The sequence below is a fragment of the Methylorubrum aminovorans genome, from assembly GCF_022179725.1.
In the GTDB taxonomy this organism is placed as follows: domain Bacteria; phylum Pseudomonadota; class Alphaproteobacteria; order Rhizobiales; family Beijerinckiaceae; genus Methylobacterium; species Methylobacterium aminovorans.
Window position 1 is genome coordinate 1 of record NZ_BPRC01000042.1, and the last position, 20,892, is coordinate 20,892.

The 20,892-nt window shown below is 67.8% G+C and carries 19 protein-coding genes and 4 pseudogenes; 13 read left to right on the forward strand and 10 right to left on the reverse strand.

Translation table 11 applies throughout. The annotated features are described in order from the left end of the window. The 3 genes and pseudogenes from MFF24_RS26390 to MFF24_RS26400 all read left to right on the forward strand — a co-directional run. A pseudogene (locus MFF24_RS26390) lies at positions 1-95 on the forward strand (IS5/IS1182 family transposase); the annotation flags it as partial. Positions 96-132: 37 nt separating this feature from the next. After that, positions 133-576, forward strand: a complete 444-nt coding sequence (locus MFF24_RS26395) for a phosphate-starvation-inducible PsiE family protein (RefSeq protein WP_238228930.1) — start codon at positions 133-135, stop codon at positions 574-576. 481 nt (positions 577-1,057) lie between these two features. Further along, positions 1,058-1,651: a recombinase family protein gene (locus MFF24_RS26400; RefSeq protein WP_003603269.1), complete on the forward strand. Its 594-nt coding sequence runs from the start codon at positions 1,058-1,060 to the stop codon at positions 1,649-1,651. A gap of 77 nt (positions 1,652-1,728) precedes the next feature. On the opposite strand, the pseudogene MFF24_RS26405 reads toward MFF24_RS26400, so the two are convergent. Next, positions 1,729-2,505 (reverse strand): annotated as a pseudogene (locus MFF24_RS26405) (IS481 family transposase); the annotation flags it as partial. Positions 2,506-2,558: 53 nt separating this feature from the next. Here MFF24_RS26405 and MFF24_RS26410 point away from each other — a divergent pair. Further along, entirely contained in the window at positions 2,559-3,779 is a 1,221-nt protein-coding gene (locus MFF24_RS26410) for an IS256 family transposase (protein WP_142586315.1), read from the forward strand. A gap of 40 nt (positions 3,780-3,819) precedes the next feature. Here MFF24_RS26410 and MFF24_RS26415 read toward each other — a convergent pair. The 4 genes and pseudogenes from MFF24_RS26415 to MFF24_RS26430 all read right to left on the reverse strand — a co-directional run. Next, a pseudogene (locus MFF24_RS26415) lies at positions 3,820-4,014 on the reverse strand (hypothetical protein); the annotation flags it as partial. Positions 4,015-4,029: 15 nt separating this feature from the next. After that, positions 4,030-4,248: a hypothetical protein gene (locus MFF24_RS26420; protein ID WP_142586324.1), complete on the reverse strand. Its 219-nt coding sequence runs from the start codon at positions 4,246-4,248 to the stop codon at positions 4,030-4,032. 177 nt (positions 4,249-4,425) lie between these two features. Beyond that, positions 4,426-4,827 (reverse strand): hypothetical protein, encoded by a 402-nt coding sequence (locus MFF24_RS26425; RefSeq protein WP_142586313.1) that lies wholly within the window; start codon positions 4,825-4,827, stop codon positions 4,426-4,428. A gap of 8 nt (positions 4,828-4,835) precedes the next feature. After that, a complete protein-coding gene (locus tag MFF24_RS26430) occupies positions 4,836-5,495 on the reverse strand; it encodes a nucleotide-binding protein (RefSeq protein WP_053608426.1) in 660 nt (219 codons plus the stop codon). Positions 5,496-6,091: 596 nt separating this feature from the next. On the opposite strand from MFF24_RS26430, the gene MFF24_RS26435 reads away from it, so the two are divergent. From MFF24_RS26435 to MFF24_RS26465, 7 genes are all read left to right on the forward strand, one after another. Then, positions 6,092-6,934, forward strand: coding sequence for a helix-turn-helix domain-containing protein (locus MFF24_RS26435; protein WP_142586202.1), 843 nt, complete (start codon positions 6,092-6,094; stop codon positions 6,932-6,934). Positions 6,935-7,239: 305 nt separating this feature from the next. After that, positions 7,240-8,139 (forward strand): hypothetical protein, encoded by a 900-nt coding sequence (locus MFF24_RS26440; RefSeq protein WP_142586201.1) that lies wholly within the window; start codon positions 7,240-7,242, stop codon positions 8,137-8,139. Positions 8,140-8,228: 89 nt separating this feature from the next. Next, entirely contained in the window at positions 8,229-9,578 is a 1,350-nt protein-coding gene (locus MFF24_RS26445) for an exodeoxyribonuclease VII large subunit (protein ID WP_185157040.1), read from the forward strand. Positions 9,579-9,595: 17 nt separating this feature from the next. Beyond that, positions 9,596-9,835, forward strand: coding sequence for a hypothetical protein (locus MFF24_RS26450; protein WP_142586199.1), 240 nt, complete (start codon positions 9,596-9,598; stop codon positions 9,833-9,835). Between the two features lie 726 nt (positions 9,836-10,561). Continuing rightward, on the forward strand, positions 10,562-11,167 hold the full coding sequence (locus MFF24_RS26455; protein ID WP_238228931.1) for a SprT-like domain-containing protein: 606 nt from the start codon (positions 10,562-10,564) through the stop codon (positions 11,165-11,167). Positions 11,168-11,231: 64 nt separating this feature from the next. Further along, the gene (locus MFF24_RS26460) at positions 11,232-12,062 is read left to right on the forward strand and encodes a nucleotide-binding protein (RefSeq protein WP_238228932.1); all 831 of its coding nucleotides are present in this window, start codon (positions 11,232-11,234) and stop codon (positions 12,060-12,062) included. A 54-nt stretch (positions 12,063-12,116) separates the two neighbouring features. Then, positions 12,117-12,920: a hypothetical protein gene (locus MFF24_RS26465; RefSeq protein WP_238228933.1), complete on the forward strand. Its 804-nt coding sequence runs from the start codon at positions 12,117-12,119 to the stop codon at positions 12,918-12,920. A gap of 95 nt (positions 12,921-13,015) precedes the next feature. Here the strand turns inward: MFF24_RS26465 and MFF24_RS26470 are convergent, their stop codons facing one another. Then, positions 13,016-13,489: a hypothetical protein gene (locus tag MFF24_RS26470; RefSeq protein WP_238228934.1), complete on the reverse strand. Its 474-nt coding sequence runs from the start codon at positions 13,487-13,489 to the stop codon at positions 13,016-13,018. Positions 13,490-13,767: 278 nt separating this feature from the next. Here MFF24_RS26470 and MFF24_RS26475 point away from each other — a divergent pair, with 278 nt between their 5' ends. Both MFF24_RS26475 and mobF read left to right on the forward strand, forming a co-directional pair. Next, positions 13,768-14,067, forward strand: coding sequence for a hypothetical protein (locus MFF24_RS26475; protein ID WP_238228935.1), 300 nt, complete (start codon positions 13,768-13,770; stop codon positions 14,065-14,067). 20 nt (positions 14,068-14,087) lie between these two features. Beyond that, positions 14,088-17,930, forward strand: a complete 3,843-nt coding sequence (gene mobF / locus MFF24_RS26480; RefSeq protein ID WP_238228936.1) for a MobF family relaxase — start codon at positions 14,088-14,090, stop codon at positions 17,928-17,930. A gap of 319 nt (positions 17,931-18,249) precedes the next feature. Here the strand turns inward: mobF and MFF24_RS26485 are convergent, their stop codons facing one another. From MFF24_RS26485 to MFF24_RS26495, 4 genes and pseudogenes are all read right to left on the reverse strand, one after another. Beyond that, a complete protein-coding gene (locus MFF24_RS26485) occupies positions 18,250-19,449 on the reverse strand; it encodes an IS256 family transposase (protein ID WP_144769401.1) in 1,200 nt (399 codons plus the stop codon). A gap of 146 nt (positions 19,450-19,595) precedes the next feature. Further along, positions 19,596-19,880: a Rid family hydrolase gene (locus tag MFF24_RS29125; RefSeq protein ID WP_373322752.1), complete on the reverse strand. Its 285-nt coding sequence runs from the start codon at positions 19,878-19,880 to the stop codon at positions 19,596-19,598. Between the two features lie 17 nt (positions 19,881-19,897). Next, positions 19,898-20,461, reverse strand: a complete 564-nt coding sequence (istB, locus tag MFF24_RS26490) for an IS21-like element helper ATPase IstB (RefSeq protein ID WP_283214555.1) — start codon at positions 20,459-20,461, stop codon at positions 19,898-19,900. 20 nt (positions 20,462-20,481) lie between these two features. Continuing rightward, a pseudogene (locus MFF24_RS26495) lies at positions 20,482-20,889 on the reverse strand (transposase); the annotation flags it as partial. Positions 20,890-20,892 lie beyond the last annotated feature (3 nt).

Sequence of the window (20,892 nt, forward strand, 5' to 3'; positions counted from 1 at the left end):
AGGACTTCCGCCGCATCGCAACCCGTTACGACAAGCTCGCCCGCAACTACGCTTCCGCCCTCGCGCTCGCCGCCGTCATCGCCTTCTGGTGCTGATCGAGTCTCGACCCTAACCCGTGAACAATGGTCGGCGATGACGCTCTACGAGAAGTTCGAACAGGTCGTCATTTTCGTCCTCAGCGCCATCATTGCGGTTATCGTCGTGGCGTCGGTTTGGGCGCTGATGCGCGAGGTCGTGAACCGGTTGGTCTTGGGAGCGTTCGACACGCTCGATTACGCCACCTTCCAGGTGGTGTTCGGAATGATCTTCACCGTTGTAATTGCGCTCGAGTTCAAGCGCTCCCTTCTTGTGGCGACAGAACGCAGCTTCGGCGTTCTCCAGGTCCGCACGATCGTGCTGATCGCGCTCCTCGCGATCGCGCGCAAATTTATCATCCTCGACCTTGGCGAGACGGAGCCAGCCAAGATTGCCGCCCTCGCGGGCGCGGCTCTTGCGCTCGGAGCAGTCCACTGGCTGGTGCGCGATCAGGACCGGCGCGAAGAGCCCGGTGCTAAAAATGCCGAAGGCGATCAATGAGCCGAAGCGTTTTCGTTCGACTTGTTTCATCAACCTCTGCCGCACTCATCATCTTAATTGTTTAGCAGAAATTTTTTATCATGCCGAGCGTTGCGCTGGTCGGTTTGCCGAGCCACGCGCCGTCGCTTCCCGCGGAGACTTGGCGGCGTTCGAACAAAGCACCATCACAGTTTTCAACGCCACTCGAGACAGTGCGTCTCCATCGCGACAACCGAGCGTATAGTCGATCCCTAAACCCGGAGTGCCTATGACGGTCCGCGTGGGAACGGCTCGCGGTTCATTTGGGACGAACTCTAATCAATTTTTCGGCCCACTCATATGCTCTCTAATTGAAACCAACACGCTCTCGAACTCGGCGTCATCTCGTGTCCAAAAACGAGCGATTGCGTACAGGGGTAAAACTCGCTGTCCACAAATTATCTTGACATGATTTCGAACAAATAAGATATTTCGGACAGCCTATTCGGACGAAATTGACCTCATGCCACGCACCTTTGCCTATGTCCGCGTCTCCACGATCGGGCAGACCACCGAAAACCAGATTCAGGAAATCGAGGCCGCCGGCTTTCACGTCGAGCCGCGACGGATCGTCACCGAGACGGTTTCCGGCAGCACGGCCATTGTGCAGCGCCGTGGCTTTTCCCGGCTCATGGACAAGCTGGAGTCCGGGGACATTCTCATCGTGACCAAGCTCGACCGCCTCGGCCGTGATGCGATCGATGTCAGCACCACCGTCAGGACGCTGGCCGAAATGGGCGTAAGGGTCTATTGCCTCGCGCTCGGCGGGGCCGATCTCACCAGTTCGGCCGGTACTATGACCATGAACGTGCTCAACGCCGTCGCCCAGTTCGAAAGGGATCTGCTGATCGAGCGGACGCAATCCGGCCTCAAGCGCGCCAAGTCGGAAGGCAAGGCCCTCGGCCGTCCTTCGACGCTGAGCGATAAACAGAAGCAAGATGTGCGCGGCGATCTCACGACGGGGATGAGCGTTTCGGCGATCGCACGGAAGTTCGCGACCAGCAGGCAGACCATTATGCGGGTTCGCGACGAAGGTTCACGGTCCGTTCGACCTTAGCGTGTCTGGGGGAACAAAGCTTGTTCCGACCCCAAGACGCAGGGCTGCGCGCTGCCCAGGACAGCACCGCCTTGACGTTAGGTGTACGGTCCCGGGATGAGGTGTGACGGATCGAGCCTGAAGCGATCGGGCTCTTTCGTCCAGGCGTTCAGGATGAACTCGGTGGGCGTCAGGCCGCGCAGCGTCTTGAGCCTGCGGGCATGGTTGTAGGCATCGACGAACAGATGCAGATGCGTTCGCAGCTGAGCATGGCTGTCGTAGTGGTAGCGTTTGACCGTCGCGTCCTTGATCGTACGGTTCATTCGCTCGACTTGCCCGTTGGTCCAAGGGTGGTTCACCTTGGTCAGACGGTGCTCGATGCCATGCTCGTCGCAGACACGATCGAAGATGTGCTGACTGTCGTAGATATCCCGCTGGCGTGACGTGAACTGAATGCCGTTGTCCGTGAGCACAGTGTGGATGCGGTAAGGCACCGCTTCGATGAAGTCGCGGAGGAACTGAGCGGCCTCCATCTTGCCGGCGCTCTCGACCAGCCGCACGAAGACGAACTTGCTGGTTCGGTCGATGGCCACGAACAGCCTGAGCTTGCCCTCAGCGGTGCTGACCTCGGCGATGTCGATGTGGACGTAGCCGATGGCGTAACTCGCAAAGCGCTGCTTCTTGGGTTTGTCGCCGTCGATCTCGGGCAGTCGGCTGATGCCGTGCCGTTCCAGACAGCGATGCAGCGACGACCGGGTCAGGTGCGGGATCGTCGGTTGCAGGCCATAGAGGCAGTCGTCGAGCGGGAGCAGCGTGTGCCGTCGGAAAGCGACGATGATCGCCTCCTCCTCGACCGTGAGAACGGTGGAGCGCGGGACTGTCAGGAATTTCGTGTGGGCGGCCATAGTGGACCCAAAGGAGGTTCCCGATGGCACGACGCAAAGCACCCCACATCCCTGACGCGCTCCTGGACCAGCTGCTGGCCGGGGCCGATCCCAAGACGGCGTTCGAGTCCGACGGTCTACTGGACGCGCTGAAGAAGGCCCTGGCCGAGCGGGCACTCAACGCCGAGATGGACCACCATCTGGCGGGCGAGGAGGCCGGCAACAGCCGCAACGGCTACGGCCGCAAGACGGTCACGACCGGGACCAGCCGGATCGAGCTGGCGATCCCCCGCGACCGGCAGGCGACGTTCGACCCGCAGCTGATCGCCCGCTATCAGCGCCGGTTTCCCGGCTTCGACGACAAGATCGTGTCGATGTACGCCCGCGGCATGAGCACCCGGGAGATCGTCGGGCACCTGCGCGAGCTGTACGGCATCGAGGTCTCGCCCGACCTGATCAGCGCGGTGACCGACGCGGTGCTGGAGGAGGTCGCCGCGTGGCAAGCCCGGCCGTTGGAGCCGGTCTACCCGATCGTGTTCTTCGACGCTCTGCGGATCAAGGTGCGCGACGAAGGCCTCGTCCGGAACAAGGCCGTGCACATCGCGCTCGGCGTGCGCGCCGACGGATCCAAGGAAATCCTCGGCCTGTGGCTGGAGCAGAACGAGGGCGCCAAGTTCTGGTTGCGGGTCATGAACGAGCTCAGGAACCGCGGCGTCGAGGACGTGCTCCTGGCCGTGGTCGACGGGCTGAAGGGCTTCCCCGACGCGATCCGGGCGGTGTTTCCTGAGGCGCTGGTTCAGACGTGCATCGTCCATCTCCTGCGCCACAGCCTCGACTTCGTCTCCTACAAGGACCGTAAGGCCGTGGCGGCCGCGCTCAAAGACGTCTACCGCGCGCTCGATGCCGCCGCTGGCGAGGCGGCCTTGGCGACCTTCGAGGCCGGCGAGTGGGGCCGGAAGTACCCGGCCATCGCCCAGAGCTGGCGGCGGGCCTGGGGCGAGGTGGTCCCGTTCTACGCGTTCCCGGGCGAGGTCCGGCGGATCCTGTACACGACGAACGCTATCGAGGCCCTGAACGCCACCCTGCGCCGGGCCGTGCGCGCCCGCGGGCACTTCCCGACCGACGAGGCCGCGCTGAAGCTGCTCTACCTGGTCTTGAACCGCTCCGAGAAGGCGTGGAAGATGGGCCCGCGTGAGTGGGTCATGGCCAAGGCGCAGTTCGCCGTCATCTTCGGTGAGCGCTTCACCCGGGCCATGGCGGCCTGATGTTCAACCCGCCGCCCGCACACGGAATTCCTGACAGTCCCCGCCTCCCCCAGCCGTCACGCCAGCGTCCGGCATCTGCGTCCCACCAGCGGCCATCGCCGAGGTGGTAGACCATCCGCCCGTGCGGCCGTCCGCAGCCCTCACAGCAGCCTCTCGCTCGCCCGAACCGGATCGCGATCGAGAGCTGCGGCCAGTCGATGGGGTAGAAGAAGCGGTGCTCGGGCCGGATCTGCATGCTCTCTCGATCCGGTCAGGCAACTGCCCTGCCCCGTACGGTGGCAGAAATCTGCCGCACGGCTGCCTCGGCGCGCATACGGGCAAGCTCGTCCCGCAACGCGGTGTTCTCGGCATGAAGCCGCCCGGCATCCGCCGCGGTTTCCACCAGCATGTCCTGAGCAGCCGCCAGCTGTTGGCGCAGCTCCGCCACCTCGAGCTCAAGGGCGAGGTGATGGGCATCGGGTAAGGACATCACCGTCGGCGCAGTGGCGCCCATTCGAGGGCGAGAACCGCGAAGCCGATAGTGCCCAGCGTCCCGGCCAGCATGACGAGGAAGGCCGCGGTCGTCATTCAGTACCAGATCCGCTAACCGCGCCGGCTGCCGCCGCGCTCAAGGCCGCCGCCAGGACTGCAACAAGGGCGGCCTCGATCATCGCAGGCGTCTCCCGTCCTCGGGTACCGCGGATAGATCGACGTTGTAGCCCTTCGCGGCGAGGGCCTCGAGCACGAGGTACTTTACCGTGACCCGGCGGTTTAGCGCTTCCTGGCGCAACGCTGTCCACACCGTATCCGGCACCTCGAATTTGAGGGCCGTACCCTTGGCAGGCGCAGCAGGGGCAAGTGGGACTTTGGGTTCTTGGGCAGTCGAGACTGCTGAGGCTGCAGCAGGCATGGGCTCAGCTGTTGGATGCACCGGCTCCTCGACCCGCGCCTCGGGCGCGGACGAGGGCCGGGTGAAGCCCAGGTCGCTGGTAGCCACAGCGAGCTGCTGAGCATCCTCGGGCGAGATCCGGGGCCGCGGGCGCGGCGCGGGCTGGAAGGCGGGCTTCATCATCGTGCTCAGGCCGCCTGCTGATGGACTGCCAAGACCTCGAGGAGCTCACCCAGCGCGCCGGCAACCTCCTGGAGGGCCTTGGGATCGCCGTCCGGGTGGGCGGGCGTAGCGCCGGTGAAGTGGATTGACTGATAGGCCGCCCGCTGGATGACTTCGGTACGCAGGACCGGAATGCTGGCGGACTGGATCTCCTGCCGGGCGTGCTGCGCCACGCGGCTCTGCAGGGGCGACATCTGCGTGAGAGCCACTCGGGCGGGGATCGGCCGGCGCAGCATCTTCTCCGCGCGCTGCACCACCTCGTACGTGCGGAACACCTCCTGCAGGTCCATGCCCGAGACCTTGGACGGGATCAGCACGAGGTCGCTCTCGGCGATGGCATACGTGACGGCCTGCGAGGCCGCGCCTTCGAGATCCACGAACACGAGGCTGTAGCGCGAGGCGGCGTCGGAAATCCGGTCGAGGACCGTCTTCTCGGTCACGTCAGCGATGACGTCGACGCGACAGTCTTCTCCGGCGCGCTCGCGCCAGGAGGCGACATGCCCATTTGGATCCGCGTCGATGATGGCGACACTACCGCCCTGGCGCGCGTAGGCGTCCGCCAGGCAGATCACGAGCGTTGTCTTCCCGACGCCGCCCTTGGTCGAGCAAACGGATATGACCGCCATTGCCCCAGCTCCCTGTTGCGCGCCTTCCCCAGCGCCCAAGCGAGCTGAAGCCCAAATGGTCAACGAACCCTTAACCCGAGCGCCCCGATGGGCAAGTTCCCCTTTGGGCTTCTGGGCTCAGGGGTGATCACCCATAAACCCTTGAGCCCGTAAGAGCGGGTGGGTTGATGGGCGATGGACCTGATGGGCATCAGGGCGAAGGTTCGAATGGGTAGATGGCCTGAAGCCCACCTGCCCCTCAGGGTTACAGGATTTCGACGGACCGGTTCAGGCCGCGACGTTGACTTAGCAGCGTCGCCCGGACGACATGAGCGGTCCCGGCTACGCTCGATCTGTCGAGTCGTGAGTCGGGGAAGGAGATGATCGCCGCGGAAACGAGACCCTGAAACGACTACGGGCCCCCCGTCGCCAAACGAGGAGCCCGCGAAATCGAAGTGGCTGTGAGAGCCATCAAGCAACTCCTCACAAGCCACATGGCGCCCTCGGGTGTCAAGCGGGAACGCCAATTCTCGCAACGATGAAGTCGTGCCTTGTGGAAAGGGTACCCACCCAGTGGGCACCCCTGCTCTGCCGCGGCCCTGCAAAGGGCCAGGACGATGTTTGCTGAGGAGATCCGTCGACAGGCGGAGATTGCCCCCCGAGCCGCGCTGCCGGCCGTGACGGCTGCGCTCTGGCGCGCCTACGGGGAGGGGAAGATCACAGAGGCGGAGGCAGAGGCGCTGTCAGGGCTGATCGAGGCGCGCACCATTTCCGCGCCACAGCGCCGAGGAAATGCCGATCAGCCCGGCATTTCCTCGGCGGAAGGCATAGTGGTTCCCAGCACACCTCCGGAGGCCTCGCTGGTTCACCAGAGCCGCGCTAGAAGACCCAGCGTCGGCTCCCGTCCGCGCACGGATGCCTCAATGGAGCGCCGCCGCCGCTGGGCCGCCTCGGGGCGGCTCCCGCCAGGGCTCGCGGCTCGGTTCACGCTGGCCGAACAGGCAGTCCTCGCCCTTGTGGCGGTCGAGGTCGCGCGGCGAAAGGATTGCCGATTGTCGATCGAGAATATGGCTGCCGTTGCAGGCGTATGCCGCTCGACCGTGAAGAACGCGATCCGCGAGGCGCGCCGGCTCGGGCTGCTGACCGTCGAGGAGCGCCAGATCACCGGCTTCCGCAACGACACCAATGTGATCCGCATCATCTCGGCCGAGTGGCTCGCCTGGATCCGACTGGCGCGCCGCGGAGACCCTCTCTCGAACCGAAGAGGGCAGGCGGCCCTCGCTTTCTCTCAAGAGAGAGGGGTCAAAAGCGTAACCAGCACGCCTACTACAGTTCTAACCCTGTCAGAATCGGGGAAAACGGAACCGTCAAAATGCTGCCGGAAGGCAGCGGGCGACCTCGACCGATCCGATCAACCGCGAATCCGCGCGGGTGGTAGCACGGGCCGAGCCATGCGCTGAAGGTCTGACGCTGGACGGTCTGACGAACGCACTGGCTCGGTGAGCGCTCGAGGGGCGGAGTCTGTCCGGACATCCAGTGATGGCCTGATCGCCCCATCAGGGTGAGCCCAGAGGGCGGGAGGAATTTAGATTCTGGAGGTTGGGCCGCTCGCCTGCGCGCCGGCCATACTAGGAACGAGAGTGAAGGTGCGTCGGGTCATCCGACGAAAATCCCGGGAAGGACGAACAGGACAGTCACCCAGGCGCCGACGCGCCGCGATGACCGCTTGGGCTCGCTCCGCTCCCCTCGCATCCAAGGAAAACACATGACCATCACCGTGCCCACTGGCGCGCAGGATCCCGCATGCCCACCAGCCTCGCAGGAGGGGCTAGAGGCGCTGCTGGAGGTGCTGCCGCACCGGTACAAGCCCGGGGTCCGGGCCCTACTCACCGGCCCCGACTCCAGCCGTCCGACCTGGGGACATGTCTACCTCCACCAGGACTGGCTGGCTTCTGCAGCCGCCCTGTTGGGCCTCGGTCCGTCTTGGATCCGTCCGGGCGAGCCGATCCCGATCCGCTTCGAAGTCGAGTACGATGCCCGGCTTGGCCCGCGCCTCGTAGTCTCTGCCAGCGACTGGCCGACCCCGGCGCAGGCTGCAGCCGACGCGGAGCTGCGCCAGCATTTGGAAGAGCAGGGCCGGTGGCGGCGTGCCCGCGCCCCAGACAAGCTCCGCCAGCTGTTCGCGATCGTACCCGAGGGCGGCGGTCCGCGTTGGGAGGCGCTCGCGCTACAGCTCCAGGACCTGGACGAACGCCGGATCGTTCATCTCGCCGTGCGGGAGGTCGATCTCGACGATGCCGACGCGGTGCACGAGGCCCTGCGCGACGGCGCGGAGTTCGTACACTGGACGGGCGCAGACATGGTGCTGATCGTCACGGGCGACCGTCCGATCGGTGCAAGGACGTTCAGCGACCCACGCGTGGTGGAGGCCGTCCTCGACCTCGGCGCGCCGTTGCTGACGCTCGCCGGGCCAGTTCCGACGCCGGTCGACGACCTCACCTGGCACTCCTCGCCGATCCCCGGCGCGGTGCAGGCCGCGATCGAGCGGATCCTGCGCGGCGAGCTGGAGCGGGCGGACCGGCCGCGTCTCGACAGGATCGATGAGCTGCTCATCCGCTCCCGCATCCCGCCAGGCGACGGCTGGCCCTCCGACGCGCCGTTCTGATCACCCCGGCCCGGACGTGCTGCGTCCGGGCCGACCCTACGACGGGCAACCCCATCCTCTCGCTATCCACGAACATCCGAGCCTCAACCGTGCGTATCCACGAATTCCGCCGCGCCCCGCCGGCCACACCGGAACCCGAACCACCACCGGACAGGCTTCGGTCCGGCCTGGCGCCCCCGCCGGACCCCTGCGGCCCGGCGCTCGACATCCAGGAGGTCTGGGCTCGCGCCGGGAGCGCGGTGCGCACCGGCCTGCCGCGGCAGTTTCGCGTCTGCGCCACCGTCGCCCGGGTCCTGCCCAGGCGGCACGGCAGCCACGACCTCGAACTCAGGCCGAGCCACGGCTTCCTCGGCAGCAACGCGCCCAGCCTGAGCGCCCGCATCGGTGCGGACGCCCGCGCCGCGATTGCCGCCGCACTCGGGCGACCCTTCGACCCGGTCGAACTCGGGCACCGGGATGTCACCCTTACCTGTACGGCCGCTTGGCTGTCGGAGGCTCGGCTGCGCCTCAACGTGATCGCGGTCGAGCCCGCGTGGAGAGTGTCCGAGGCCGAGCTGGAGCGCGCCCGCACCCTCGAAGGCCTGGCCCGGGCGGGCCTGCTCGATGCGCAGGCGCGGCTCTCAAGCCCGGTCCACATCGAGAGGATCTCCGTTCTGCACCCGCCGGGCCAAGGCTGGGACGACGTCTCCGCGACGCTGCAAGCCCTGGCGGCGGCTGGCTACCTGTGCGTCGACAGCTTGGAATGCCGGTTCGACGGCTCCGGAGCGGTCCGGGAGCTGGTGCAGCGCCTGGACGAGGCTGCCACCCTGCACAGGGGCCGGGAGGACCGCGGTTTGGTGCTGCTCGTGCGCGGCGGCGGCAGCCCGGCTCGAGCGCTCGATGCTCGCGAAGCCGCCGCGGCGATCGGCACGCTCACTGTGCCGGTGGTGATCGCGGTCGGCCACCGCACCGACGCGGCGACGATCGCCGACATGGTCGCCTGGGCGTCCCTGCCGACGCCCTCGGAGGCCCGCCACCTCGTCCTCAGCCTGCTGGACGACTCGGCCGCACGCGCGGAGTGGGCCTGGGCCGACCTGATGGCAGCGCTCGACGATCTCGAGTGCAACTCGCGACGAGCGGGCATCGCTGGCTGCGAGGCGGTCGCCGACGCGGCGGAGGCCTGCCTGGAGGCTGCAGAGCGGCGGACGGCGGCGGCCGCGCGCACGCTCGAACACAGCCTGGAGCAGACCTTGGCTGTGTTGGCCGCTCCGGAGCGAACCGCGTGTGCCGCACCGGATCAGCCAGCTCGCTGGCCGGAGGGCCTCGTCCGGCTCACCGACGCCGCCGATCACCCGATCACCGGCCCGGAGGCCGCGGTCGGCACACTCACCGTAACCTTCGCAGATGGGCGAACCCTCGCGGTCACGCCCGTCGCACCCGTCGATCCGACCATTCACTGAGCCACACGGAGAAACAGATGACCCCAGAGACGCAGACCCGACAGACCGAGCCCGCCTCCTTCGTCGAGATGCTCGAGCGCCTGGACGACCTCGCGAGCACGCTGCGTACCGGTGAGCTGGACGAGCGGCTTTCGCGGCTGCCGGACACGGTGGCCGAAGCGCATCGCTTGAAGCGCAAGCTCGTCGACCACGCCGTGGAAATCCGGGAGGCGATCGCCTGCCTGCGCGGCAACGCACGGCCGGCCAGCTCCGGCTGAGCAGACCCACAGAGCCTGCCTATGCACGGGCGATAGGCGCTGTCATCGGCGAACCAGGCACGGTCCATGACCCTGCCTGGTTCCTTCCATGGGCACGCAGCCAAACCCCGAGACGACATCTCACGCAACCGTCATACCTGTGGACAGCCCTCGTCGGTCGTGTCGCGACGGGCGCTGGTCGCTTGAACCCGCTGGGCGGTTCGTGTCAGCAGATGAGGGCCTAGGCAACGAACGTGCTGGGGCTCTGGACCGCCGCTGTTCTGAGATCGGCGGTCCGAAAAGCTAGCGCTGCTCTGCGGCGTTCATCCTCCGGTCCGGCCTGTGCTGGTGCGGCGGTGAGGCAGTCCGGGGCGGTCCCCGCTCCGGACATCCGATCCGACCCACCCCGCGCCCCCGGCATCCGCTAGTCTCGTTCGTGGACGCCATGCGGATGAGCCAGCGATCGGATCGTACCGGTCGCTGAAGGATGCCTTCTTCAGGCGCTGAAGAGACCGGAGCCCTTCGTGGCTTGCGTGAACCGGTCCCATCTTTCCACGATGGGACACCGTCATGCAACCTATAGATGAAACTGTTTATCTCAATTCTATATTTGATAAGAGGCGGTCGACGTTCGACGACGTCGTCGTTCCGATAGGCGATGAGGCTCAGCTCGAGCCAGGATCTTCTGTTTCGTACGATACAACAGACCCGACCAGCCGAACCTACTTCGGGCTGACAGGCGCATACGTGTTCTTCAACGAGCGGCTGTTCTCAGCCAGGCTGCCGCCCTGTCTCATCACCCTGCAGCGCAAGAACAGAGCCTACGGCTACTTCGCCGGCGACCGTTTTGGAGCCCGGGACGGTACCGAGATCATCGACGAGATCGCACTGAACCCCAGCTTCTTCGCCGAGTGCAGCATCGCGGATACTCTCTCGACCTTGGTCCACGAGATGGCCCACCTGCAACAGAAGCACTTCGGCACACCGCCCCGCCGCGGTTATCACAACCGGGAATGGGCAGGGATGATGCGGGCCGTGGGGCTGATCCCGTCTACGAGCGGCGAGCCCGGCGGCAAGGAGACCGGCCAGCGCGTCAGCCACTACATCGAGCCCGGCGGACGCTTCGCGCAAGCCTGTGCCGAGCTGGTCGATCTGCGCGGGGATACGGTGCCGTACGTCGAGCTGGGAAGCGAGCTCGAGCGCGAGACGCGCGAGCGGAAGGCCGCCAGCAAGACGAAGTACACGTGCCCGGCTTGCGGAGCCAATGCCTGGGCGAAGCCCGAGATCGCGCTCGACTGCGGGGCTTGCAAACAGCCGATGGACGTCGCCCCGGCCAATGGAACGAGCGGCTGAGCCGAGGGCTCTCGGGACGGCCGCTTGGAAATGCACGCGTACAGGTCAGGAAGGATGGATGGTTATGGCGAAGGCATCGAAGGTCGACGGGAACGGAGGCACGGCTTCGAAGAGGGCTGTCTTCGTCACCTCCGAGAAGGGCGGCGTCGGCAAGAGCGTCACGGCTCGCGCCTTGATCGATCAACTGCGCACCGAGGGCGTCCGGGTCGCGGCCTACGATGCCGATGGCAGCGTCGGCGGTTTGGTGCGGGTGCTCGGCATCCGTGACGCTCATGGCAATCTGGTCAGAGACCAGGATCCGGTCACCGGGGTCGACTATTACAACGTCCGCGCCGAGGCAGGGCGCCCCACCCTGGTCAATTGTCTGCGGTCAGGGGAGCGGCTCATCGTCCACGACCTCGCCGGCGGCAGCCTCGTGGATCTGATGGAGATCTCCGATCAGGGCGACGGGCTCAAGCAGCTGCTGAGGCGCTTCGACCTGAACGGCTATCGTATCACCGTCCTGCACCTGATCTCCGCCGAGGTCGGGGCGACGCAGTCCGTGGCGCGCTGGATCGACCTGGTCGGCGACCGCGTCGATCACGTCGCGGTGCGCAACACCCGCTGGGGCAAGTCGACGGGCGACTTCCCGTTCTGGCACGGCTTCACCGACGCGCGCGGTGTCGATAAGGGCGGCAAGGTCCGCCGCCGCCTGCTGGAGGAACTCGGCGGCCACGAGATCAGCTTGCCGGCGATGCCATCCGGCACCTTCGCCAAGATCGATGCCGAGAACCTCACGTTTTCGGTCGCTGAGGACGATCCGACCCTCACGATCGCCGAGCAGTCGCACGTGTGCAAGTTCCGTGAGGACTTCGCCGCCGCCCTCGAGCCGATACGGCCCCTGCTCGGCCTCTGACCGCGCGCGATCAATCCTTCCCCGACCCGCTGTTCCTCCTGTTCCCGGACCGCCATGGACCCCGAAGGCAAGCTCCGTTTCGATAAGGCCGCCGCCGCCCTAGGGCTCGATCCGGCTACCCGCGACCTGACGTGGCGGCGGATGAGGGACATCGGCATCGGACCCGACGAGCCGACCGTCATCTACCTGGCGGTCGCCGGCTTGCTGGAGAAGGCGGCTCAGACCATCCCGGAGGCGATCGACGCGGTTCCCGATCGGGTGGAGCAGGCGGCGAAGCGGGCGGTCGGTCCGGTGGCTGAGGCAGCCAGCGCCAAGGCCGAGGCGGCGCACGCCAGGCTCGCGGAGACCACCGGCGAGGCGGTCGCGGCAAGCGCGACCGAGCATTTCAGGAGGATGGAGCGCACCCGCACGCGCGAGGTCGCGCTTTGGGCGGCCGGGATCATCCTGGCGAGCGTCATCGTGTGCGGCGGTGTCGGCTACAGGATCGGACGGGCTGAGAACACGAGCGTCGCCGCGCAGTGGTCGGCCCTATCCACGCGCGCGGATGGGCCCGAGTGGCTCAAGCTGGTCGCCGCCAATCCGGACCTGCGCGAGCGGATGGACAAGTTCTGTGGGCGGCTACAGCGCGAGTGGGACCCGGGACAGAAGCGCCAGTACTGCAGGCTCCCGCTCTGGATCGAGGGTACCGTGCCACCGGTCGGAGGCTTCTGGGACGCGTCGTATTTCGCCTTGCGGGACTGGCTCACGGACTGGGGACCGGTCTGGCTGATTATCGTAGCCGGTCTGGCGGCACTCGTGGCGCGCCGCCTGCTCAGCCGTCTCGTCACGGCGAGGCCTGTGGCTTGGCTGCTGAAGTGAGCTGAACTGGCGGCGACGCCCCTCTTCGTAGCCGCCAGTACGATCTCGGGTCGTCCGGTCCGTGGGTGCACGCACGGCGCTGCCGAGCCGTGACGTCACAGATTGTCGTCGCTGAGCCTGTGGCTCGTGGCCTCCTTGCCCATAAGGGCACCATCGCGTGGGGCGACGCGCGGCTCGGCAGTCGTCTGTCCCGCTGCCGGCCCAGGCCGGCGCCCGTGTTCCACCGTGTCGGACGAGCCCACGGATCGCGTTGGCGGCGCGTTGCCCTTCGGCTTCGCTTTGGCTTTGCCGCGCGTTCGCTTCACGGACTCGCCCTTCGCTTCCTTGACGGCATTGCGGACATACTGCCGGAAGGTGCCGAGGCTGAGCTTGATCCCCATCCGCTCGAGAAGTTCGCGGACCTCGGCGTCGGTCTTGCCCTTGGCCTTGAGTTTCTTGATCTCCGGGAGCACGGCCTTGACCGCCTCGTAGGCGGACGGCTTGCGGCTCGGGGCGAGCTCGATCTGCTCGCGCAGGAAGCCACGCAGTTCGCTGTAGGGATCGGGTTCGACAGCCTCGCCCATCGCCATCACTTCCCACGCTTCTCCGGGCCTTGCCGTCTTGCCTCACCGAGCGCCACAGTTGCGCCTGAGCAGAATTGCGAACCGCGTGCACCCGTCACGCCGAATGACCAGCATGATACCACGGCCGAGCTTACAGCCACGATAGCCGTGGACAGCCTGTGGATAACCTCAGGCCTACTACCCAAAATCCAGAGACACATCACGCACCGATGGTGCTGGGCAACGGTCGAGCTTGCCACTAAGCTATTGCCTAGCTTCAAAACTGTGCTGTCAGGAGCCCGCGCATGGCCCGCCGTCCCGTCCGCGTGTCCTTGGACGAGGCGCTCTGGGACGCCGTGGAGGCAGCGGCCCGGGCGCGCGGGATCGCACCGTACCTGTTCGTCGAGGAGGCGCTGACCGCCGCGCTCGGCCCGTCCGAAACGGTGGCCCGCTTGGCTGAGCTCGCCGATGTGGCGGCGGCCAGCGCCCGCGAGGCCCAGGTGAGTGCGGCCGAGATGCGCGACCAGATCCAGGTGATCAGCGACTTCATCGTCGACCTGTACCGGGCGGAGGCTCAGGCGAGCGACGATGCAGGTCCAGGCTAGGCTCAGGCGAGACCCTAGCGATGATGACCTGCACGCGGATCACCAGCGTCGAGTACTACGAGTCGATGGCGCGCCAGATCCGGCGCGAGGCCGGGCTGAGCGCGCCAGACAGCCCGCTCGACGACACGGCCGCAGCCTACGCCCGCAAAGCGGCGGCAGCGGTCGCGGCGGAGGGGAGCGCCGCCTTCGAGGCTGCCTATTCCAAGGCATTCGACCGGGCGCTGGCGACGCTGCGCCGCGGTCACAGCGAGGGCCGCGACCAAGTCGCGTACTACACGGATAATGGCGCGGGCGAGGCCAACGGCGTGTGGTGGACGCGCGGCTCCGGTCAGGACCAGTCCGGCGATCCGTTCCGCCTCTGTCCGGACGGGGCCGAGGTGGACGGGCGGGTGCTGCGCGACCTCGCGGCCGGGCGCGACCCAGGGAGCCTCGAGCCGCTGGTACGGGCATCGGCCAACGGCCGGCGCAGCGTCGGCTACGATCTGCAGTTCGCCGCGCCCAAGAGCGTGAGTGTGCTGGCAGCGTTTGCCGGACCGACGGAGCGCGCGCGGATCCTGGCTGCGCATGACCGGGCGGTGCGCCGGGCGTTGGACTACGCGCACGCGGCCGGGCTGATCGTGACCCGGACCGGGGCGCAGGGCCGGGAGCGGGCGCCGGCGGCGGGGGTGAGCGCGGCGGTGTACCGGCACTTCACCTCGCGGGCGCAGGACCCGCAGCTGCACAGCCACGCGGTGCTGCTCAACCTGTGCGTCCGGGCCGACGGCTCGACCGGGGGCCTGGACAACCGCGCGATCCTGCGCAGCGCCGGCGGGATCGCGGCTCTGTACCGGAGCGAGCTGGCCAGCGGCCTGCGATTGGGGCTCGGCTACGAGGCGGTCCGAGCTGGGCGCAACTTCGAGATCGCCGGGGTGGCCGAGCCGGTGCTGGAGCTGTTCTCCAAGCGGCGGGCGGCGATCGAGCGGGCGGCGCGGGAGCGGGGGTTCGACACGGCCGAGGATCGGGTCGCGGCCCAGGCCGCCGCCCACGGCACCCGGGCGCGCAAGGACCGGGAGACGCCGCTCGCCGTCCTGGAGGCAGAGTGGGAGCGCCAGCTGGTCCAGGCCGGCTGGAGGCGTGCGGCGCTGTTCGAGGGCGTGCGGGTCGCGGCGGACGGGATCCGCGCGGAGCGGACGGGCTCGGCGGCCAGGCGGCTGCAGAACTTAGCCGAGGCCGGCCTCGCCGAGGCGCTGGCGACGCAGGCGGTGGTGGAGGAGCGCGCGCTTGTGCGCCGGGTCGCGGAGGCGCTGCAATGCGAGGCCGACACCGATGCGGTCCTGGAGGAGGTAGAGCGGCTGCGCCGGGACGGCACAGTGGTGGCGGTCGGGCGCTCGGACACGGGCGAGCCGGTGTACGCGACCCCTGAGATGATCGCGGCGGAGCGGGGAATGCTCCGCCGCGCCTACCTCCGACAGGACGAGCGCGAGTTCGTCCCGGACGAGGTCGTGGCGCGGGTGCTGGCGGAGCGGCCGAGCCTGCGCGCGGAGCAGCGGGCGGCAGTGCGGCACGCGCTCAACCGCGACGGGGTCAGCGTGGTCGAGGGTAGCGCCGGTTCGGGCAAGTCGTTTGCCATGGCCAGCGTCGCCGATGCCGTGCGGGCCTGCGGCAGCGAGGTCTGGGTGATCGCGCCATCGTGGAAGGCGGTCGACGTGGTCCGGACCGACACGGCTACTCCCGAGGCGATGGCGCGGGCGGTGACCGGGTTCCTCAACCGGGTTCGCAAGGGTGAGATCGCGCTGGGGCCACGGACGACCGTGATCGCCGACGAGGCCGGGATGATCGGCACGCGGGATCTCGCCGCGCTGGTCGAGGCGACGGGCGCGGCCGGAGCGAAGCTGGTCTTGAGCGGTGACACGCGCCAGCTCGCCCCGGTGGCGGCGGGCGCGCCGATGCGGCTGCTGGTGCGGGCGCTGGGTGCGAGCCGGATGGACGAGATCCAGCGGCAGCGTGGGCGCAGCGAGGCGGAGGGAGCCTGGATGCGGGCGGCGAGCGTCGATTTCGCCGCGGGCCGGACCGCGAGCGCGCTGGAAGCCTATGACCGCGGCGGCGCGATCACCTGGGGGGCGGACCGCGAGGCCTCGATCCAGGCGCTGGTCGACGCCTACGCGGGCAGCCGCCTCGATCTGGAAGGGGCGCAGCGGTCACGGGCGGTGCTGACCGGCTGGAACAAGGATGTGCGCGAGCTCAACGCGCGGATCCGCGCCCGGCTCAAGCGTGAGGGTCTGCTACCGGAGAGGGAGGACGTGGAGATCGACACGGTCCCGCGCGGCGGCGGCCGAGCCGAGGCGCTGGCCCTGACGGCCGGCGACGAGGTGATATTCGGGGAGAGCGTGGAGGTCGATGGCCAGACGATCCGCAACGCCGACCTGGCGCGCGTCGAGGCGCTCTCCGGCGATCCGGCCGATCCGGTGCTGACGCTGCAGTTGGCGAAGAACGGGGCGCGGCTGAGCGCCCGGACGAGCGCGCTGGTCGGGCGCCGCGAACCGGGCGAGCCTCAGGTGCCAAGACTCCAGCACAGCTATGCCATGACTACGCACGCGGCACAGGGGGTGACGGTCGACGAGGCGTTCGTGGCCGACCTGCGCGGCACAGGCGCGGAGGCGACCTACGTGGCGATGACGCGGCACCGTCGCACCGTGCGTCTCTTTGTCGACACGGACCGGATCCGGGAGCGGCTGGAGGCGGCGCGCTCCGGCGTCCGGCCGGAAGAGCGCGGTCTGCCGGTTGGCCGAGGCGCTTTGCACCCGGCACTCGTCCCGGTCAGCCACAGCGAGATCCGGCAGGCATATCTGTCGGAGGCCGCAGGCAGCGGCGGCAAAGCGAACGTTGCCGACTACGCTGGGCCTGACCTGCGCGGCTGGTGTGGTGCGCCAGTTCTGTCGCGCGACGTCCCTGTGCCGTACGGCGGCAGGATGGGCCTGGAGAGCGCGGGATCCTGGAGGAAGGCCATCGCTGGGATCGCCTCGGCCTCGGTAAGCACATCGTCGCCCGCCGCCCGAGCGTTGCGGCAGCGCATGGAGGAGCGCCTGCATGCCCCCGCAGCGTACCCGGTCCCGCGGCCGAGCCGAGCAGATCACGCGATCCCGTTCGCCTCGTACGCTCCGGGTCAGAAGGGGCGGTTCAGCCGGCTCGCCGCGATCATATGGCAGGGCCTAAGGCGGGAGATCCGGACCGCCGCGATCGCGATACGGGGTCTGCTGCCGCTCACCCTGGAGCAGCTTCGCGCCGATGTCCTGACCGGTCCTCGAGGCCGGATGGTGTTCGCCCGCCGGGATCAGAGCGGTCGCCTGTTGGGGATCGAGCAGGCCGATGGAACCGGTGAGGCGGCGGGGAACGGGCAGCAGGGTACGACGGGTTTGGTCCAGCTGGGGGATCGACGCGCGCCGGAGCGGATCTACGTGGCTCGAACGAAGGCCGAGGCTCTGAGCCTGTATCAGCAGGACGGGCAGCCGGACCGTGCCCTGATCTGTGGCCTGGGCGGCGATGGTCCTGAGATCGGCAGCGCGCTCGCCCACGTCGTCGCCCGGCATCCGGATGCGGCCGTGCATCTCGCGATCGGCACCCGAGCGGGCGAGGAAGAAGCGGAGGCCTTCGAAGCGTGGGTCCTCGCGGCCTTGCGTAAGGCGCAGACGCCCGAGGCTCGCGTGACGGTGCGCCGTTCCGTACCCTTGGAGCTGTTTCCGGACGGAAGCCATGACGTGTTGGTCGAACCAGTCCCGAACGAAAAGGGCCGCACGCAGCGACGCAGTGAGCGAACGCGACAGGATCGTGGGATGGAGCACCGGGTTCATCCCGTGCAACCCACGCGTGATGGCCGAGGGCGGTAGAACGACGTCGATTGGCGAAGAGGGTTGACGCCGCTCCGTAAGCGGGAACCCTTCGAGATGCAGGCCATGCCTTAGTCCTCGGGTCAGCGCCGCTATTTGTACCGGGCCATCGGGCGAGCGTGGTGGCAACGAGGACAGTCACCGCGGCTGGCCCCTCCGAAGCCCAGCGAGCCTGTCGAACCCGCTCGAGGACACAGAGATCGTCGGTCCGCGTCAGGATGAACGTCGCCTTCCTGACGTCGGTCATCGCCAGGTCGTGTCCCTTGGCGTGGTGTAGCTCGTTGAGAGCCATCGCGATCACCGGCTTGGGCCGGGAGGATCAGGCTGCCAGGGTGGGCAGGCTGACGAGGGGATCATCGCCGATTGGGGCGATGCTTTCCAGGGTCATGTAGCGCGAGCGCTGGACGGCCCATTCGTCGTTCTGTTCCAGCAGGATCGCGCCCACAAGGCGGGTGATGGCGGCCTCGTTGGGAAAGATGCCGACGACCTCGGTCCGGCGCTTGATCTCGCCGTTCAGGCGCTCCAGCGGGTTCGTGCTGTGGAGCTTGATCCGGTGTGCGGCCGGGAACCCCATGTAGGCCAGAACGTCCGGCTCGGCCCTGTCCATCAGGGTAGCGAGTTTGGGCACCTTGGGCCGGAGCTGATCGGCCACGCGCCGCCACTGCTGACGGGCTGCGTCGGCATCGTCCTGGGCGAACGCCGTGGCGATGAAGGCGGAGACGACACGCCGCCCGCTGCGCCCGGCATGGGCGAGCACGGTCCTCATGAAGTGGACGCGGCAGCGCTGCCAGGTCGCGTTCATGACCTTGGCCACTGACGCCTTGATGCCCTCGTGGGCGTCCGAGATCACCAGCTTGACCCCGCGCAGCCCCCGGCGGGCGAGCTTGCGCAGGAAGTCCGTCCAGAACGTCTCGGCCTCGGAGGGGCCGACATCCATGCCCAGCACTTCCCTGCGACCATCGGTGTTCACGCCGACCGCCACGATGACGGCGACCGAGACGATACGCCCGTCCTGGCGCACCTTCACGTAAGTCGCATCGATCCAGAGATAGGGCCACTCGCCCTCGATGGGCCGGTCGAGAAACGCGCCGACCCGCTCGTCGATCTCCTGGCAAAGCCGGCTGACCTGGCTCTTCGACACGCCCGTACCGCCCATGGCTTGGACGAGGTCATCGACCGAGCGGGTTGAGATGCCCTGGATGTAGGCCTCCTGGATCACGGCCGTGAGCGCCTTCTCGGCCATCCGGCGCGGCTCCAGGAAGCCCGGAAAGTAGCTGCCCTTGCGCAGCTTCGGAATGCGTAGCTCGACCGTGCCGGCCCGCGTCTGCCAATCCCGGTCACGGTAGCCGTTGCGCTGGACCAGCCGCTCGGCGCTCTTCTCGCCATGGGCGGCCCCGGTCAGGCCACCGACCTCCAGCTCCATTAGCCGCTCGGCCGCAAAGCCGATCATCTCGCGCAGCAGATCGGCGTCGGCGCTCTTCTCCATCAGCCCGCGCAGGGCCATCATCTCGTCGGTCATCGGGGGTCTCTCGGCTCGGGGTTGGTGCTCGCAACCCGACCCTACCCGGCAACCACCGATGGCCACCCCGCGGGAGAGCCCGCCTGCTACAGCGCTGTGAAGGGCGCGCAGGCGGGCTCTCCCGCTACCAGCGAGCTACACCTCCATCAGGGACACGACCTCATCGCCATCCCTGCTGCTGCCAGCAGCGCCTCCGCGTTGGCCATCGCCTGCCCGAGTTGCTCGGCGAACTCGGCGCGCATCTGCCCATCGGAAGCGACCCCGAATTGGCCTGACACGAACAGGGTTCGGCCCGCGGGTGCGTATTCCGACGAAGCCGGCCGGGGATTCCGATTTGAAGCCGGCCGTTGTTCCGAGGCGAAGCCGGCCACCGGCCCGATCTGAAGCCGGCCAGTGACGGGGCACTCCCGCGGGTCTGGGGTGAGGATCACGAGGTCAGTCGGACAGGTCAAGCGGCAGGCTCGGCCGCCTTGCGTTTGCGCAGGCTCTCGCCGGCGAGTTCAATGCGGTGAGCGTTGTGCAGCAGCCGGTCGAGGACGGCATCGGCGAGCGTGGGGATGCCGATGATCTCGTACCAGCGATCCACCGGCACCTGGCTGGTGATCAGGGTCGAGCCGGCGTCGTAGCGATCCTCGACGACCTCCAGGAGATCGCGCGCCTGTTCAGGCAGGAGCGGCTCGGGGCCCCAATCGTCGAGGATCAGCAGGTTCGCCTTCGCGATCTGGCGCAGCAGCCGGCTGTAGCGGCCATCGCCACGCGCGAGGCTGAGCGCCGCAAACAGGCGTGGAACCCGGTAGTACAGGACCGAGAGGTCGTCCCGGCAGGCCTTGTGCCCGAGCGCGCAGGCCAGCCAGCTCTTGCCCACGCCGCAGGGGCCGGTGATCACGAGGTTGCGCCGGGTCCGGATCCAGTCGCCACTGGCGAGCTTGAGGAACAGGGCACGGTCCAGGCCGCGATGGCTGCGGTAATCAGAGGTGGTTCGGTTTGTCTGAACAGCGAACTGGGCTTGGATGAGTGGATATCCTGCCGGGTTCAGGCCGCCACGGGATGCGGCAGCCTGTCGAAGTAGGCTTGGTCTGGGGTGCGCCGGTCGAGGCTCGAATGGGGCCTGCGTTCGTTGTAGAACGCGAGATACCGGCCGATCGACGCGCGCGCCATGCTGACGGTGTCGTAGGCCCGCAGGTAGATCTCCTCGTACTTGACTGACCGCCACAGTCGTTCGACGAAGACGTTGTCGCGCCACGCGCCTTTGCCGTCCATGCTGATGGCGATCCCTGCCTGCCGCAGCACGCTGGTAAAGGCGTGGCTGGTGAACTGCGAGCCCTGGTCGGTGTTGAAGATCTCCGGCTTGCCGTGCCGGGCGAGCGCTTCTTCCAGAGCCTCCACGCAGAAATCGGCCTCCATGGTGATCGATAGCCGCCAGGACAGGACCCGGCGGCTGAT